The sequence below is a fragment of the Aquimarina acroporae genome (assembly GCF_023195925.1).
Classification (GTDB): Bacteria; Bacteroidota; Bacteroidia; order Flavobacteriales; family Flavobacteriaceae; genus Aquimarina; species Aquimarina acroporae.
In genome coordinates this window covers 13,772-30,024 of record NZ_JALPRE010000022.1, presented here as the reverse complement: position 1 = coordinate 30,024, position 16,253 = coordinate 13,772, and the positions used below count along the sequence as shown (strand labels likewise).

The window sequence follows — 16,253 nt, the reverse complement described above, 5'->3', positions numbered from 1 at the left end:
TCATGGATAAGTTTACTAAACTAACATCCTCTGCTATACCCTTACCCATAGAAAATGTAGATACAGATCAAATTATTCCTGCACGTTTTCTCAAAGCCACCAGTCGCGAAGGTTTTGGAGAAAATTTGTTCAGAGATTGGCGTTTTCATAAGGACGGAAGTATCAATTCAGATTTTATTCTTAATAATGAAAAGTACCAAGGTAGTATTTTGGTTGCTGGAGATAATTTTGGATGCGGATCTAGTAGAGAACATGCTGCATGGGCGATTCATGACTACGGAATAAAAGTAGTGGTATCTAGTTTTTTTGCTGATATTTTTAAAGGAAATGCATTAAACAATGGAGTACTCCCAGTTCAAGTAGCTCCAGAATACCTAAAAGAAATTTTTGAAGCTATAGAAAAGGATGCAAAGACCCATATAGAAGTCGATCTGGAAGCTCAAAAAATAACTATAGAAAGTACAAATTCATCATCGAATTTTGAGATCAATCCTTATAAAAAAACATGTCTCATGAACGGATATGATGATATTGATTTCTTAATCAGTAATAAAACAGAAATAGAGGCTTTTGAAATGTCAAGAGCATAACATAAAAAGAAATTAAGAAATTGAAACACGCCAATATCAAATTTGAAACAAAGTACATACTTTGGCGAGTTGAATATGACGAATAAAACAATATTACGAACACATGAAATTAGATATAGCAGTATTATCAGGTGACGGTATAGGTCCCGAAGTAACAGTTCAGGCTATAAAAGCCCTAGAAGCGATAGCGCATAGTTTTGATCATACATTTATATTTAAAGAAGCATTGGTAGGTGCTATTGCCATTGATAAAACAGGTAACCCCCTACCCGACGAAACGCTCGAACTTTGTGTGAATACTGATGCTGTGCTTTTTGGAGCTATTGGAGACCCTAAATATGACAATGACCCTAGTGCGCCAGTTAGGCCAGAACAAGGATTATTAAAATTAAGAAAAGAACTAGGTTTATATGCCAATATAAGACCAGTAAAGGCATACCAAACTTTAATCGATAAATCTCCTCTCAAACCAGAAATTATTGAAGGTACCGATATTTCTATCTATAGAGAATTGACCGGTGGAATTTACTTCGGAAAAAAAGAGTTGAATGCAGAAGGGACTGTAGCTTCTGATCTTTGTGAATATTCTAAACCAGAAATTGAGCGTATCGCAAGATTAGCTTTTAAAGCAGCTGAAAAAAGAAGAAATAAATTGACATTGGTCGATAAAGCCAATGTATTAGAATCTTCTAGGTTATGGAGAAAAGTAGTTACCGAAATTTCTAAGGAATTTCCTGCTGTAGCTTTAGATTTCTTATTTGTTGATAACGCAGCCATGCAAATGATCCTGAATCCTAGTCAGTTTGATGTTATTCTAACAGAAAATATGTTTGGAGATATTATTTCTGATGAAGCAAGTGTTATAGGAGGTTCAATAGGCTTATTGGCATCGGCTTCTGTAGGAGATACTTGCTGTATGTTCGAACCTATTCATGGTTCATATCCTCAAGCTACTGGAAAAGGAATTGCTAATCCAATAGCTGCTATACTTTCTGCAGCTATGTTATTAGAACATTTCGATTTGGTTGGTGAAGCTGCTGCTGTTCGAGATGCAGTAGAAAAAGCCTTGGAGCTCAATCTTACAACACCTGATCTAAATGCCACTAATCCACTAACTACTGAAAAGGTGGGAGACTTTATCGCAGATCATATTTTAAATCCTGAAGATTCAAATATAAATTTTGAAAATATACACGTGGGACAATCTACGATTATCTAATTTAGATAATTTTTCTGTTTGTAAGAAAGCAACTGCATCTGCAGTTGCTTTTTTTTATTAGGTATCTATTCACACTTCAACAATCGTTAAAACTGTTCATCTTCAAAACATTAATAGTTCTAATATTTTTAAAGCTTTTTCTAAATTCTTAATTTAGTACAGCTATAGAAAAAGAAAGTTTATGTTATTGCCTAGAACGAATATCGAAAATCAACTAAACAAAGTACGAAATAAAGAATATGCGCCTACTACCTGGAAAGAGCAGGTACTAAGAGTTTTTCAAGAAGATGCAGCTCATGAAGAAAGGATTCTTGAAAATCTTGATGTTAAGGAAGATGTATTAAAAAATGATTTCGATTTTGACCTGTTAGAAACTGGTAAAATTTATCATATCGATCAAATTAAAAAGATTTGTATCGATTACCGACTACGTTTCTTAGATTCAAAATATTTTAAAGGTAAGCTCCCTGCTTCTGCCGTATCTGCCATAAAAGAGTTAGAAAAAAAACACGATACAGAACTTAAGGGTTTTAAAATTATTGCACCTTCTAAATTGTTTAAGCTTGAAAATGCAGATGACCCCCTACTCTTTGCTCCTATGGGTAATGATTATTTTTATTTGGTCCATAAATGGGGGAATGATTTACACCCGTTACGCAAATTTATGATGTGGTTCTTCAAAAGTTTTGAAAACCTGCTCATCCTTACATTTCTGGTGAGTATTCTACTGACACTTATGGTACCCGATGGCTTATTTAGCAAAACAAGTGATACCTCAACGTTTCTTATGATCTTTTTCTTTATGTTTAAATCGGTTGCCGCGGTTGTATTGTTTTATGGTTTTGCATTGGGTAAAAACTTTAATACTGCTATTTGGAATAGTAAATACTTTAACGCCTAAACCTCATTACCTATGTTTCCTGAAAGTGAATATGAAAGAGTATATACCGGAAGTCTGATTAATATTCAGTTTGTACAAACAGTACTCCAAGAAAAAGGGATTAACTCCATTACCCGAGATGACATGAAATCTGGAATGATGGCTGGATTTGGTGGCGGTATCCCTGATCATATACAACTATTTGTAAAAAAGACAGATGTAGAGGAAGCTATCCCCATCATTGAAAAAAGTTTATCTTAAATTCATGGAAGAAGAGGAAGACAAACGACCTCAACGATCCTGGAACCTAATGATAGGCATTTCCATGGTAATTATTGGTAGCTTGCAATTATATAACAGGCTTCAGGAAGAGGGAGAATGGAATAGCAGGTCCTTTATACTTCTAATCTTTATAATCTTTGGAGCTTATGTTCTTTTTAGGCACTTCAGATCTTCAAATTGAACTAATTTGATTTTGATGGTATCTTACTCATAGCCCTTTCAGAAATTGCCGTAATCGATAAAGAAGGATTCACCCCAGGGTTGGCAGAAATCATAGAACCGTCACACACATACATATTGTCATACCCAAAAACCTTATTGTTTTTATCTATCACTCCTTGATCACTATTTTCACCCATCACTGCACCTCCCAATATATGGGCGGTAGAAGGTATCCCAGCCAAAGGTTCAAGACCAAAAACGGTTTCCTTACCATTCGCCATAGTAGCATAGCGTTTTGCCAAATCTAAGGATTCAGGAATAAACGCAGATGGCTTTTTACCTTCTGCGACTTTTGTGTTCATCATACCAAAACCATTACGTTTGAACGTTAAAGTACTGTCCAAGGTTTGCATGAATAGAAGCACTGTAGTACTCTTACTCCAATCCCTTGTTGTATATAACTTAATATAAGAAATAGGGTGTTTTATAAAACTTGTTACCATCTTGGCCAATCTTACTATGGTATTTTTACCGTGGGTTAATGGTAAATGTGATAATCTCCAAAAACCAGATCCCTTCCCATATCTAACAATCTCAAGGTGACTGTTTTCATCGGTATTTAAAATAGAACCTATAGCAACTCCCTTAGACATATCTTTTTGCCCGTCTAGGTTGGTAACGCTAATTAGACTTTCATTATTTGTTCGAATATCATCCCCCAAACGGTTAGAGAGTTTAGGTAATGACTTTTGTTTTAATTTCAACAATAATTTCACCGTTCCTAAAACTCCTCCAGAAAAAATCACTCCTTTGGTCTTCAATGTTTTCTTAGATTTAAAAAACCGAGTCGAAGATTTAAATTTCACCTCATACCCTTCTCCAACTGGCATCACGTCATAAACTTCATGTTCTGCCAATATTTTTGCTCCAAGCTGTTGTGCCAAATACAGATAATTTTTATCCAATGTATTTTTAGCCCCTATTCTGCAACCGGTCATACAGCTTCCACAGTAATTGCATCCTGTTCTATCGGGTCCTTTACCGTCGAAGTAAGGATCAGATACTGTTTTATTGGGTTTTCCAAAAAAAACAGCTACATCTGTGGCTTCAAATTTATCTTCGAGATCCATTTGCCCGGCCAGTTTTTGCAACGTCTTATCTCCATCAAAAAAGTTAGGATTTTTCTGCGCTCCCAACATATACAAAGCCGTTTTATAGAATGGAGCCAATTCTTCTTGCCAATCGGCCAATTGTCTCCAACTACCTGATGTAAAAAATTCTTTTTTGGGAACCGGTAACGTATTTGCATATACCAAAGAACCTCCTCCCACACCTGTACCCGATATTACGACCACATGTTTAAAAAAAGACATTTTCATAATCCCAAACCATCTAAAGAAAGGCATCCATAACCATTTTTTCAGGTTCCAATTGGTTTTAGGGAAATCCTTGGGTGCATACCACTTTCCCTTTTCTATTACCAACACTTTATATCCTTTTTCTGATAGTCGTAGAGCACTTACTGAACCACCAAAACCACTTCCTATAATAATATAGTCGTACTCTTCACTCATACTTTTAGTCTTATTTTGGTTGTTGCACTACAAACACAGGGTAGAATAAACCCTTGTTCTTTTTCATTGGATAACAGTGCGATTTCACTTTTGTTTTTCCAGGTTACCTCCCCTTCTATTAATTTTACCTTACAGGTACCACACTGTCCCATTGCACAAGCATATGGCATTTCTTTTTTGGCTCTTAGAGCACTTTCCAAAATGGTTTCTGAGGTATCTGAATGAAATAATAGTTCATGCTGATGAATAGATACTTCTATCTCATGAAGTACTCCAGTAAATTCTTTGGTAGCCGATGCAAATTCTTCGGTTTTTATACATTCTTGAGGGATTCCTAAGTTCGACAACACCCTTTTTGAGGCGGCCATCATGGGTTGAGGACCACAAATATAGCATAAAGAAACCAAGGAGATATTCTTCAAATAGTCTTTCTGCTTTTGTTCGTCTAAAATATCAAAGTCTACAATGTAGTTAAACCGGTCTGCATATGTACTAGATAAGTTATCTAATTCTTGTTGGGCTATAATATCATTTTTACTCTTACACCCGTATAACAGCGTAATATTGGCATCAGAAGTTTCAAGATAACATTTCAAAATAGATAATATTGGTGTTATCCCACTACCTCCTGCCACAAGTATTAAAGGTTGATTTCGTTCTTTGGGTAATACAAAGTTACCATAGGGTCCTGAGACCTTTAATTTATAATTTTCCTTTATTTGATCTACCAGATGATTAGAAAACTTACCTTTATGCACTCGTTTTACAATAACCGAGAGCTTTCCCGTTGAAGGGTTTTCACAAATAGAATAACACCGACTTACCAATCGCCCTTCAACATAATCTGACAATACCACATATTGCCCAGATTTAAATGTAAAAGGAATATTATCTAAGTTCTTGAACGTTATTTTTAATGAATCATGTGTTTCTTTAAATACGTTTTCAACTTCAAGTACAAAACTCCAACTCTTACCGGAGATAACATCGACATAGGTATTCCTCTTTTGCATTAAACCAAGATCTTGTGTTCTAAAACCTTCTATTGGAGATTTTTCTGCCAATAACTCCTTTTCATAATCCTGGAAACAATCTTTATAATGATAGAAAGGTACACGAGGATACAAATGATGCATCAAATGGTAACTTTGGTATAATGAAAGAAACTCAAGCCCTGGGATTGTGATCACTCTTGTATTATGATATTTATCTAAATTATTATGCGGGTAGTGAGGAATCCAATCGAAAGCAAATGCCAAAACTGGTGCTGCCATTAAAGCTGAAAGTATAAAAACATAGAACAATGCGGGCCCGTCTCCAGAAACAATTAAAAATGTGATCCCCAATAATATGCTAACACTAAACCCTATAGATTGTTTACGTATCAACTGCATTGCAGGATCTTTCTTGCTGTCTTTCCCCAGAGTTAACCCAAAGTAGTGACCTATTAATGTGAGACATCGTATAAAAATGGTAAAGGCATTTTTACCATTCACATAATGGTCTGGATCTTTTACCGGGTCGTTTGTATGTGCGTGATGCCTTAAGTGTATCACTTTAAAAGCACAAAATGGAAACAGCAAAAACATACTCGACAACCAACCTAATATCGTTTCAAAAACTACAACCGATTTTACTCCTCCAGCAATATTCCCATGAGAGGCTTCGTGAGCAATGGTAAACATTCCATATGCGAATACCGCTCCTATACAAGAAGTCCACACTCCAGACAGACCAGAATTAAATGCATACCACAGTACTCCATACCCTAATAATAGGGCTGCAAATAGCAATATGGTAGGCCAGGCCACTTTTCCGGTATATTTTTGCCATACTCTTTCATTCTTCATGAAGTAATTGATTATGTTTGAAAAAAGAATATTATTTTTCGAACTATTTAATCAAATATAGTTCGATTTTAATAAATTACCAAATATGGGAAGGAAATCGTTATCCAAAGACAGAAAGGAAAAAAACAAGAAAGTTGAGCAATGGACTCAGGCCATTCTCCCTAAATTAAAACAATCTGACTTAGGAAATCTAACCATGGATGACCTTGCACTCTTGATGAATAAGAGTAAATCGACCATATATCAATACTTTACCACCAAAGAAGAAATCTTTGAATACATTACTCAGGTTCGTATAGAAAGGTTATATAACTATAAAGAAGAAATAACAGGAGAAATCGTACAATTGGATTATAAATACAATACTCTGGTTGATATTCTTACCGAAGGAGCCAAAGATATCTCTGCGCATTATCTTAGACAATTGCAACAGCATTATCCTACCGCCTGGAAGATTATTGAAGGTTTTCTTTTTTCACTACTACAAGACCTGAAGCAATTTTACATAAAGGGAATTGAAAATAAATTATTTAATCCGGTCTCTGTAGACCTTGTTATTAAATTAGATGAATACTTTATTCTCCAGTTAATTACCGATGATCATTTTTTCAATCAAAGTAAAGATACATTGGCCTCCACCATTAAAGACTATATGTTTTTAAAATTTGAAGGTCTTATGAATTAATCTGGGGTAACATTTTCGGTTTTCTCGGTAAGTCTAAATCCAGCAAAAACACCATAGCTCCCTTCTCCTACTATATTTGTAGGTGGTATAATCGGCCTGAAAAACGGATCGTCATCAGACCTTCTTGGATTAATAAAATTAGCCAACAGGGTTCTATAAATAAGCTCATCCACATGTCCCACTTGTGCTGTAATTTCAAGACCATCAGAAATGCCAGATACAAGACCATCAGAAATTACAGGAAAACCGTCTCCAGTGACATCGGTTACAAACCTTTGTTGTCCAAAAAAAGCATTGCTCGTTTCTATATCGGTACCTCCGATTGGCTTATACTTTGCTCCCACGATATAGAAGTTATTGGTTCCTCTAATATCTTCAAACTGCACTTTTAAGTTTTCTATTCGCTGCCCGAACTCGTCAATCTTAAAACCAAGAGATGAAACTACATCTTCTACTTTCCCTTCAGGAATAGTGCATGTAGCAGTAAAACTTTGTCCCTTGGCGATAACATTTAGTCGGTATTCGTTTCCTGGTTCTATAGGAAATGAGCTTGCCTGTATTACATATCGTTTAAGTGTATCATCAAATAATAAGGATACTGATGTTCCATCTTCATTTTCTAGGGCCACGGTAGCATCTTCAATAATTAAATCTTCATTGGTTCCAAAGACAAAATCTACATCTTCATCAAAAATCGACTTGGTCTCAGAAACAGAAATCTTAATTTGTTCTTCTTCCGGAGAAATAAATCCATAGATAAGTACAAGTTCTTCTCCTTCGGGTTGGTTTATTTGATCATCTACAAACTCTGTACAACCTAGTAAAATAAAAGCGAACAACATTATACTATAGTTTTTCATTTGTATCCTGTTTAAAATTTCAAATTGTAATTAAATGATGGTACAAATAGGAAAATATATCCTTTGCTTAATACTCTCCTATTGGTTTCAAAATCGACTGTATTTACCTGATAAAAGAATGGATTCTTTCTGGCATACACATTATAAAAAGAAAAACCCCAGGTGCGCTCTCTCTTACGTTTTGTTATTTTATGAAACTGAATTCCCAATACTAACCTATGGAAATCTTCTCCTTTAAAATTATTTTTTTCTTCATTAAACACTGAAACTCCAGGAAAATCCCCATCGTTTATAGGAAAATCAGTAGTAGGATCTAATCCTACAGTATTAGGAACATTAAAGTTTATTCCTGATGAAAATACCCAGTTTGCAGACAACGTCGTTTTTTTGTTTTCTTTTTTAGGTCTATCTAACTTATACACCGCTAATAATGAAATATCATGTCTTCTATCGAAGCGATCTCTAAATCTACGACCTTGGTTTAACTCTTCAAATTGACGTTCAGACCATGATAGGGTATACCCTAACCAACCAGTAAACTTTCCTCGTTTTTTTCGCAATAGAAACTCTGATCCATAGGCCCATCCCTCACCAGTTGTTAAGCCATTAACAAAATCTACAGTTTGTATAGAACTGGTGATATTAGACAAGTCATTAACACTCGCAAACGAAGCGCCTTCTTTAAACTCTATAATATCATCCATCTTTTTGTAATAGGCTTCAAGCGTAGCTTCGTACATATCATCTCCAAAATCTTTGGCTAACCCTATTGCTACTTGTTCAGAAACTTGTGGTTTGAGTCCTTCGGTAGATGATATCCATAAATCTGTAGGCAATCCTAACCCACTATTTGAGAGTCGGTGAATATATTGATTCATCTTTGCATACGATGCTTTTATAGCCAATGTGGGTTTAAGTCGATATGCCAAAGCAAACCTTATTTCTGGTTTAAAATAGACTTTAGATTTATGCTGAAAATAACTTAACCGTAACCCTGGATTTATATTCAATTTCTTATTGAACTCCCAATTGTCTTCAACATACAAAGCACTTTCAAACGTTCGAATTCTTTGAGTATTAGAAATATCAATATCCTCACTATCCCGAATTGTAATGGCTTTGGGTTTAAAATTGTGATAGGTAGACAACATCCCAAACTTTAAAGTGTGTTTTGGGTTTGGATAATAATTAAAATCTACTTTTAATCCATAATCATCGATCCCCGAATTTGAACTATTAAACGAGCTATTATTAATATTGCTTTCGAGCTGCTCATTTTGAAATTTATAATTACTAAATATTAAAGAGGTATTTGAGAATAATTTGTTATTAAACTCATGATTCCAACGCAATGTAGAAGTGATATTCCCCCATTGTATTCTTTCATCTGTTTTATCATTTACCCCTTCATCTTCGAATCGCTCTTTTCTCTTGTATTTATCTTCTCCAAAATACAAACTCCAATACAGCTTGTTTTTCTCGTCAAAAACATGGTGAATTTTTGTGGTGATATCACTAAAATTATAACTAAAGTCGTTATTACTTTCTAAAAAGGGTCGTACTAATAAATCAAGATATGTTCTTCTTCCACTCAAAACAAAAGAGGTTTTATCCTTTTTAAGAGGACCTTCTAACATAAAGGACGACGAAATAAGGCTAATGTTCACATTTCCTTTTATTTTTTCTTTATTTCCATTTTTGGTATCAATTTTTACTACCGAAGATAGACGTCCCCCATATCGAGCAGGAAAACCACCCTTGAACATCTCAACGGTTTTAATTGCATCGCCATTAAAAATGGAAAAAATACCAAACAGATGGTTCGAGTTATATACAATAGACTCATCAAGAATAATTAAATTTTGATCTGGAGTTCCTCCCCTAACATAAAAACCTGCAGAACCTTCATTACCCGCCTTTACTCCAGGTAATAACTGTAGTGTTTTAACGGCGTCTTTTTCTCCAAAAATAGCTGGAGTATCTTTAATGATTGCTGGAGTAATACTCTCTGAACTCATTTGAGTCACCTCACTTTTTAAAGAACTACGATCTGATGTAATTACAATCTCATCAAGATATTGAGTATCGGGTTCCAGAATGAAATTTAGTGTGATATCTTTATTAAAATCTATGGTTTTGGTGATTGTCTTGTACCCTACAAATGAAATAAATACTTCATGAGTTCCCTCTGGTACCGAAAGTGAATAAAATCCATAGTCATTACTTACAGCACCAATACTTTGCTCTTTGATGTATATAGAAACGTTACTCAAATATTCCTGACTACCTTCTTCTAAGGTATAACCGCTTAATGTAACTCGTTGTACTCTTTTATAAATCAACAGCTTTTTACCCAATACCTTAAAGCGGTATAATTTAGACGGGAATAAATTTCTTAGAATCTCATTTAATGTTTGGTTACTACTATTAATAGATTTTTTCTGAGATAAGTCTATGGTATTTCCTGAATAGCTTGTGGTAAACCCAAGTTTATTTTCTAGCTCGGAGAGAATATCTCCAATAGAAGTGTTTTCTTTTACTAGACTGACTCTTTCATTGAGAATGGTTTGTTGTGCGTATCCCTTGGTAGAAATTAGGATGAGTAGTAGCACAACTACTTTTATGACTTTATTCTTTATGATTGAATCAAACATTCAAAATATTTTGTTACAATGATAAAGAATGTTTCTTTATGAATTACAATCTCCTCCCTTAATAATAATTCGATTTGCCTCATCTTTTTGGTGAGTAATATCGAATAATACGGTGAGAGTTTCCAAAACATCTTCTAATGATTCATTTTCAAAGACTGAAGTAAGTTTACAATGTCTTAATTGTGGGTTTTCCATAACGAGTTTAACATTATAAAATTGTTCGATATCCTCAATAACTTCACTCAAAAGGGTATCTTCAAACTTCAACACTTTAGATTTCCATGAAATAAAATTGGGATTATCATTTGTTTTTTTAGCCAATGTACCATTAGCTTTTGCAGTTACTTTATCACCAGGTCTAAGAATTTCCTGATTTCCTCCGGCGGTGAATTGTACTTTACCAGTTACTAAAACAATCTCTGTTTCTTTGGTTTCAGTATTTGTTTTTAAATTAAAGGAAGTACCTAAAACCTTTGTCTCAGTATTGTTTGTTAATACAATAAAAGGCTTATCAGGATTTTTGGTTACTTCAAAAAATGCTTCCCCATTTAGTTGAGTTTTTCTTGTTTCTCCTTCAAATCCTTTGTCATATGTCAATTGGCTTCCTTCTTTCAACCAAACAACAGATGCATCTGGGAGTTCGAATCTATTTTCTTTTCCTGCCTCAGCCACCAAAGTAACATCAGCATTGTAGTAATTCAAAAAATAGAATCCCAAACCGATAATTATCGCTACTGAAGCAGCTATTCTATAAAAAACTGTATTTGAAACTTTATTCTTTGCAGAGTTTTCTTGAACCGAAATTGTTTGCTTGAAACTACCCCACTCTTCTTCTACATCTATCTTATCAAAATCGGCTATGTCTTCTGAGGCCTTCCAGATTGATTTAACCTCTTCAAAATAATTCTTATTCGCGGTAGATTCGGAAATCCAGTCTTTCACAAACTTCTGCTCTTCCAGCTCCACGTCGTCCTCCAGATAACGGGTCAAAATTGCTAATATTTGATCTTCGTTCTTAATTGCCATAATCTAAATCTACTTCTAAAGTAACAAATATAGAATTTATATGTTCATCTTGTATTGTCATGACTTAAGTAAAATTTAATACTCTTGATATATAAATTCCATTTGTCGTTTAAAAGGCGAATAAAAAGTTAAGATGTTTCGTTTACTAATCTTGTTCTTTATAATACTTCTTTGCCTATATGACGAAGTAGTTTTTACAAACACGTAAATAATCTTAAAAAAATTAAAAAATTATTTCTTCCTCTAATAACTGATACCCTGCAAAAACGCCAAAACCGTTTTCTCCTTGTATATTAGTTGGGGCAATAACTGGTTCAAAAAAAGGATCATCTTCGTTATAATCGTTCAAAAAAGTAGCTCTAAGGGCATCATACAATATCTGTTCTGCATTGGCCACTTGAATATTTGCCGATAAGGTTTCTGAAAACGTATCGATAAAAAAGAACCCGTCTACGGTAATTAATGCATTTTCTCTGTTACTGTCGGTGGTAAATTGTTCAAATTCAAAATCTACTCTACTTACCTGTGGCTCCCCTGATCCAATATCGGTCGACCTCCAGTTCACAGCCGCCCCTACTATATAGAAATTTCTTTTATCTCTTATGTCATCAACAGTTACTTTTAAAGATTGATTTCCCAATTCATCATCTTCTCTATCCAAAATTTCGGCTCTTACATTTTGGGCCTGTTCAGCAGGAATAGTGCATGACGCCCTGTATTCTTTTCCTTCTACAACAGCGGTCAAAAAATACTGCCTCCCAGGAGTAATAACTAATTCTGAAGCCGCAGCTTCATAACTAAAGGTAATATTAGAATAGGTAAGCGTAACTTCATTTCCTTCTTCATCTGATAATACTACCAAAGCATCATTAACTATCAAATTTTCATTATTTTGCGACCCCGAAGCCGCTCTAGATCTCGATTTTGACACCTGTACTTTCAAGGTAGTATCCTGCGGAGATAAATACCCATTAATAACTACCAACTGTTCTTTTGCTAAGAGGTCACTTGCATCTACACTAGTTTCGCAACTTAGGAGTACCGCGCTTAAAATTATGATAATGCTATATTGTATGTATTTCATGAATTTTGTTTTTAAAGAATTAATGTGCATAATCAGCTTTAGAATTTGTAGGTATAATTTATGGATGGAATAAACTGTAAAATCGATACCTTTTTAAGTTCAGCATCATCAAAATAATAGTAGAATGGGTTTCTACGGCCGTAGATATTATACACCGAAAATCCCCATGTTCGTTCTCTATGTTTAGCAAACCTTTTATGAAATTGTACCCCAAGATCTAAGCGATGGTAACTTTCTCCTCTAAAATTATTGCGTTCTGTACTAAATGGCGTCGTACCCCCATTAAACAAACTAATAGGAATTGGAAAGTTTGCTGTATTAGATATCGCTTCTCTATCGGGTAAGTTAAAGTTGTTTCCCGATGAAAACACCCAGGAACCTGAAAGCGTAATTCTTTCATGAGGTTTATAAATACCTACTAATGACAAATCGTGTCTACGGTCATATCTTGCAAAAAACTTTCTTCCTTGATTAAGTTCGTCAAACTGTCGCTCTGACCATGACAGCGTATACCCCAGCCAACCTGTTAATTTTCCTGTTTTCTTTCTTAATAATAATTCGGCTCCGTAGGCCCATCCCTCACCTGTTGTGATATTTTCCTCCCAATCTATTTCTCTACCCGTCTCCAGGTCTTCAAGCAACAAAAAAGAAGCACCCTCTTTATAAGAGATCACATCATCCATCTTTTTATAGTATCCTTCCAGCGTAATTGCATATCCTTCATCCAAAAAATCTTTTGCTAAGCCCAAAGCATATTGCTGCGACACTTGTGGCTTAAGATTATCTGTTGAAGACACCCATAAATCTGTTGGTAATCCTATCCCCGAATTAGATAACAAGTGTATGTATTGATTCATTTTTGAATAAGAAGCCTTCAAAGCAAGATCCGGCTTTATATTCCAAGCAATAGTTGCCCTGGGTTCAAAATTGAGATAGCTTTTAGATTTAAATTGAAAATGGGTAACTCTAGCACCAGGAGATAAACTTAAATTCTCTGTTATTTTCCAGTTATCCTCAGCATAAATTGCACTTTCTAGAGATTCTATTTTTTGTTTTACGTCATTATTATCTTCTCCAGTTTCTCTTATTTTTGATTGTTTTGGTATAAAACTGTGGTACGTAGAAGCGACCCCAAAACGAATAGAATGATTAGGATTAGGATAGTAATCGAAGTCTGCTTTAATTCCATAATCATTTATTCCTGAGCTTAACTTGAATAAGAAGCGACTATCATTAAGTTTTTCGTCATATTTTAATCCAAAATTGTAATTACTAAAAATTAGTGATGTATTCGAAAAGAATTTATCGCTAAATTGACGATTCCATCGTAAAGTAGATGTTATATTACCCCAAAATAATCGAGTTTTAAACCGTTCCCCATCGTCTCTTTCATCTCCTGTAAATCTATCTTGTCCAAAATAGTTACTCCAATACAATTTATTCTTTTCATTAAAGACATGATGAATCTTAAAATTAAGATCTGTAAAAAAATATCCTGCTTTAAAATCTGAAGATTGAAATGGTTTAGACAATAAATCGGCGTATGTTCTACGACCACTAAAAATAAACGAAGTTTTTCCTTTTTTTATTGGTCCTTCTAGAACTAATGATGACGAAATAAGACCTACATTTACTTTTCCGCTTAGTCTTTCTTTATTTCCATTTTTGGTATCTATTTTTAGTACTGATGACAACCTACCACCAAACCTTGCCGGAAAACCTCCTTTGTAAGTCTCTATAGATTTTATGGCATCCCCGTTAAACACCGAAAATATTCCGAAAAGGTGATTAGAATTATACACTGGAGCTTCATCCAGAATAATTAAATTCTGATCTGGAGTCCCTCCTCTTACAAAGAAACCTGCACTTCCTTCATTTCCTCTTTGTATTCCTGGCATTAATTGCAACGCTTTGATTACATCTTTTTCTCCCAGGATTGCTGGTATATCTTCTATTTCAGAAGGTTTAATAGTCACAACACTCATTTGAGTCACCTGGCTTTCATTAACTCCCCGGTCTGCCTCAATAATTACTTCATCTAAGCTTTCTGCAGATAATTCCATTTCAAAACTAAGCTCCACATCATCTGTAAGTTCTACAGTTTTTCGAATAGTACCATAACCAATAAAAGATACTATCAATTCATGTGTTCCTTCTGGAATGGTGAGAGAAAAAAAACCATAATCATTTGTAGTCGTTCCCACTTTGCTCGCTGGTACATATATAGATACCATTGGCAGGTATTCCTGGCTTCCAACTTCTTTTACATATCCGCTAATGGTGTGTTTTTTGGTTTTTTGGTTAGACGATTGACCAAAGACATTGGTAATACTTATAGCTAATACCCAAAAGGCAAGTAATACTTGTTTTGTTTTCAAGGTGTAAATGATTTTAGAGAAAAGAAAAAATGTTTGATTTTACTTTAGCAAGTAAAAGACTACAGAATGATTCGCTGTGCCCATAAACGTTGAAATCGCTGGTAGTAAGAAGTGTTATCACTACTCTGAGACACCCATTTCTCTACAAAAACCTCTTCTTCAGGTGTAGCTTTTCCAGAAAAATACTTAATTAATGAATACTCTAAATTGGATTGGTTGTACATGTTCATACCTATGCTTTTTTGGAGAGTGTCTTGTTGAGACACCCTGTGGTTAATTCATAGGGATGACGAACATAAAATAAGGTACACGTAAATTGTAGCAAGAAAATTTTTGAAAAAATTACAAAAAACTCAAAAATAGAAGTAATAGTGCAATAGCAACAGAAACTCTAATCTTTTTAAGAGCGTTGCTTATATGCGTTTCTACAGTTCGTTTACTTATGTTAAGTTCATCTGCAATCTCCTGATTCGTTTTTCCTTCGAATCTACTTAACATAAAAATTTTTTGATTTTGAGAAGGTAGTGTTTGTATAACCTTATGAATTTTCTGTTTCAATTCGGTTATTCGTATCTCTTTATCTTCTTCCTCCTCTTCAGAGTTTGTAGCAGATTGGTAAGCGATAGCATCTTTGTGATTCTGCCTGATTTTATTCAACTTAATGTAATCTAAGCATCTATTTCTAACCGCAGTATATAAAAAGGACTTGAGAGAAGTATGAATAACCAACTCTTCTCTTTTTTCGTAAAGTTTAACAAAAGTTTCCTGGGTTATATCTTTCGCAATATCAAGATCCAACACATACTTTTTTGCATGTATCGTAAGTACTTTGAAGTACTCTTTAAAAACAGATTCAAAAACTTTCTCGTTTTTGTTCCTGATTTGTTCTATGATAAGTTGGTCGCTAGTTATTGATTTCAAAAGATAATATTGTATGATTACTAATTGAACGTGATCAAAGCTTCATTAGTCTTTCAATACAAAGTACGATAAAAATTTCAAAATGTTA

The 16,253-nt window shown here is 34.4% G+C and carries 15 protein-coding genes; 6 read left to right on the top strand and 9 right to left on the bottom strand.

From position 1 onward, the window contains the following. Positions 1-2 precede the first annotated feature (2 nt). From leuD to M0D21_RS22055, 5 genes are all read left to right on the top strand, one after another. Positions 3-590, top strand: coding sequence for a 3-isopropylmalate dehydratase small subunit (leuD, locus tag M0D21_RS22075; protein WP_248333586.1), 588 nt, complete (start codon positions 3-5; stop codon positions 588-590). 103 nt (positions 591-693) lie between these two features. Beyond that, positions 694-1,809, top strand: a complete 1,116-nt coding sequence (gene leuB, locus M0D21_RS22070; protein WP_248333582.1) for a 3-isopropylmalate dehydrogenase — start codon at positions 694-696, stop codon at positions 1,807-1,809. Positions 1,810-1,990: 181 nt separating this feature from the next. After that, entirely contained in the window at positions 1,991-2,710 is a 720-nt protein-coding gene (locus M0D21_RS22065) for a hypothetical protein (protein ID WP_248333580.1), read from the top strand. 12 nt (positions 2,711-2,722) lie between these two features. Beyond that, positions 2,723-2,950 carry a putative signal transducing protein gene (locus tag M0D21_RS22060; RefSeq protein WP_248333578.1) on the top strand — a complete coding sequence of 76 codons (228 nt, stop codon included), beginning with the start codon at positions 2,723-2,725 and terminating at the stop codon, positions 2,948-2,950. Between the two features lie 4 nt (positions 2,951-2,954). Beyond that, positions 2,955-3,152 carry a hypothetical protein gene (locus M0D21_RS22055; RefSeq protein WP_248333576.1) on the top strand — a complete coding sequence of 66 codons (198 nt, stop codon included), beginning with the start codon at positions 2,955-2,957 and terminating at the stop codon, positions 3,150-3,152. Between the two features lies 1 nt (position 3,153). Here the strand turns inward: M0D21_RS22055 and M0D21_RS22050 are convergent, their stop codons facing one another. Together M0D21_RS22050 and M0D21_RS22045 are read right to left on the bottom strand one after the other, a co-directional pair. Then, complete coding sequence (locus tag M0D21_RS22050) at positions 3,154-4,707, bottom strand: GMC oxidoreductase (RefSeq protein WP_248333574.1); 1,554 nt, start codon at positions 4,705-4,707, stop codon at positions 3,154-3,156. Further along, a complete protein-coding gene (locus tag M0D21_RS22045) occupies positions 4,704-6,557 on the bottom strand; it encodes a fatty acid desaturase (RefSeq protein ID WP_248333572.1) in 1,854 nt (617 codons plus the stop codon). The genes M0D21_RS22050 and M0D21_RS22045 overlap by 4 nt, the downstream gene beginning before the upstream one ends. Positions 6,558-6,642: 85 nt before the next feature. Here M0D21_RS22045 and M0D21_RS22040 point away from each other — a divergent pair, with 85 nt between their 5' ends. Then, on the top strand, positions 6,643-7,242 hold the full coding sequence (locus tag M0D21_RS22040) for a TetR/AcrR family transcriptional regulator (protein ID WP_248333570.1): 600 nt from the start codon (positions 6,643-6,645) through the stop codon (positions 7,240-7,242). Here M0D21_RS22040 and M0D21_RS22035 read toward each other — a convergent pair. The 7 genes from M0D21_RS22035 to M0D21_RS22005 form a co-directional block, all read right to left on the bottom strand. Next, complete coding sequence (locus M0D21_RS22035) at positions 7,239-8,102, bottom strand: DUF4249 family protein (protein WP_248333568.1); 864 nt, start codon at positions 8,100-8,102, stop codon at positions 7,239-7,241. The genes M0D21_RS22040 and M0D21_RS22035 overlap by 4 nt on opposite strands. A gap of 11 nt (positions 8,103-8,113) precedes the next feature. Further along, a complete protein-coding gene (locus M0D21_RS22030) occupies positions 8,114-10,756 on the bottom strand; it encodes a TonB-dependent receptor (protein WP_248333566.1) in 2,643 nt (880 codons plus the stop codon). 36 nt (positions 10,757-10,792) lie between these two features. Then, positions 10,793-11,782, bottom strand: a complete 990-nt coding sequence (locus M0D21_RS22025; protein WP_248333564.1) for a FecR family protein — start codon at positions 11,780-11,782, stop codon at positions 10,793-10,795. 223 nt (positions 11,783-12,005) lie between these two features. Then, positions 12,006-12,866, bottom strand: a complete 861-nt coding sequence (locus tag M0D21_RS22020; RefSeq protein ID WP_248333562.1) for a DUF4249 domain-containing protein — start codon at positions 12,864-12,866, stop codon at positions 12,006-12,008. Positions 12,867-12,904: 38 nt separating this feature from the next. Next, the gene (locus M0D21_RS22015; RefSeq protein ID WP_248333560.1) at positions 12,905-15,244 is read right to left on the bottom strand and encodes a TonB-dependent receptor; all 2,340 of its coding nucleotides are present in this window, start codon (positions 15,242-15,244) and stop codon (positions 12,905-12,907) included. 59 nt (positions 15,245-15,303) lie between these two features. Beyond that, entirely contained in the window at positions 15,304-15,474 is a 171-nt protein-coding gene (locus M0D21_RS22010; RefSeq protein WP_248333557.1) for a hypothetical protein, read from the bottom strand. 112 nt (positions 15,475-15,586) lie between these two features. After that, entirely contained in the window at positions 15,587-16,165 is a 579-nt protein-coding gene (locus M0D21_RS22005) for an RNA polymerase sigma-70 factor (protein ID WP_248333555.1), read from the bottom strand. Positions 16,166-16,253: the final 88 nt, after the last annotated feature.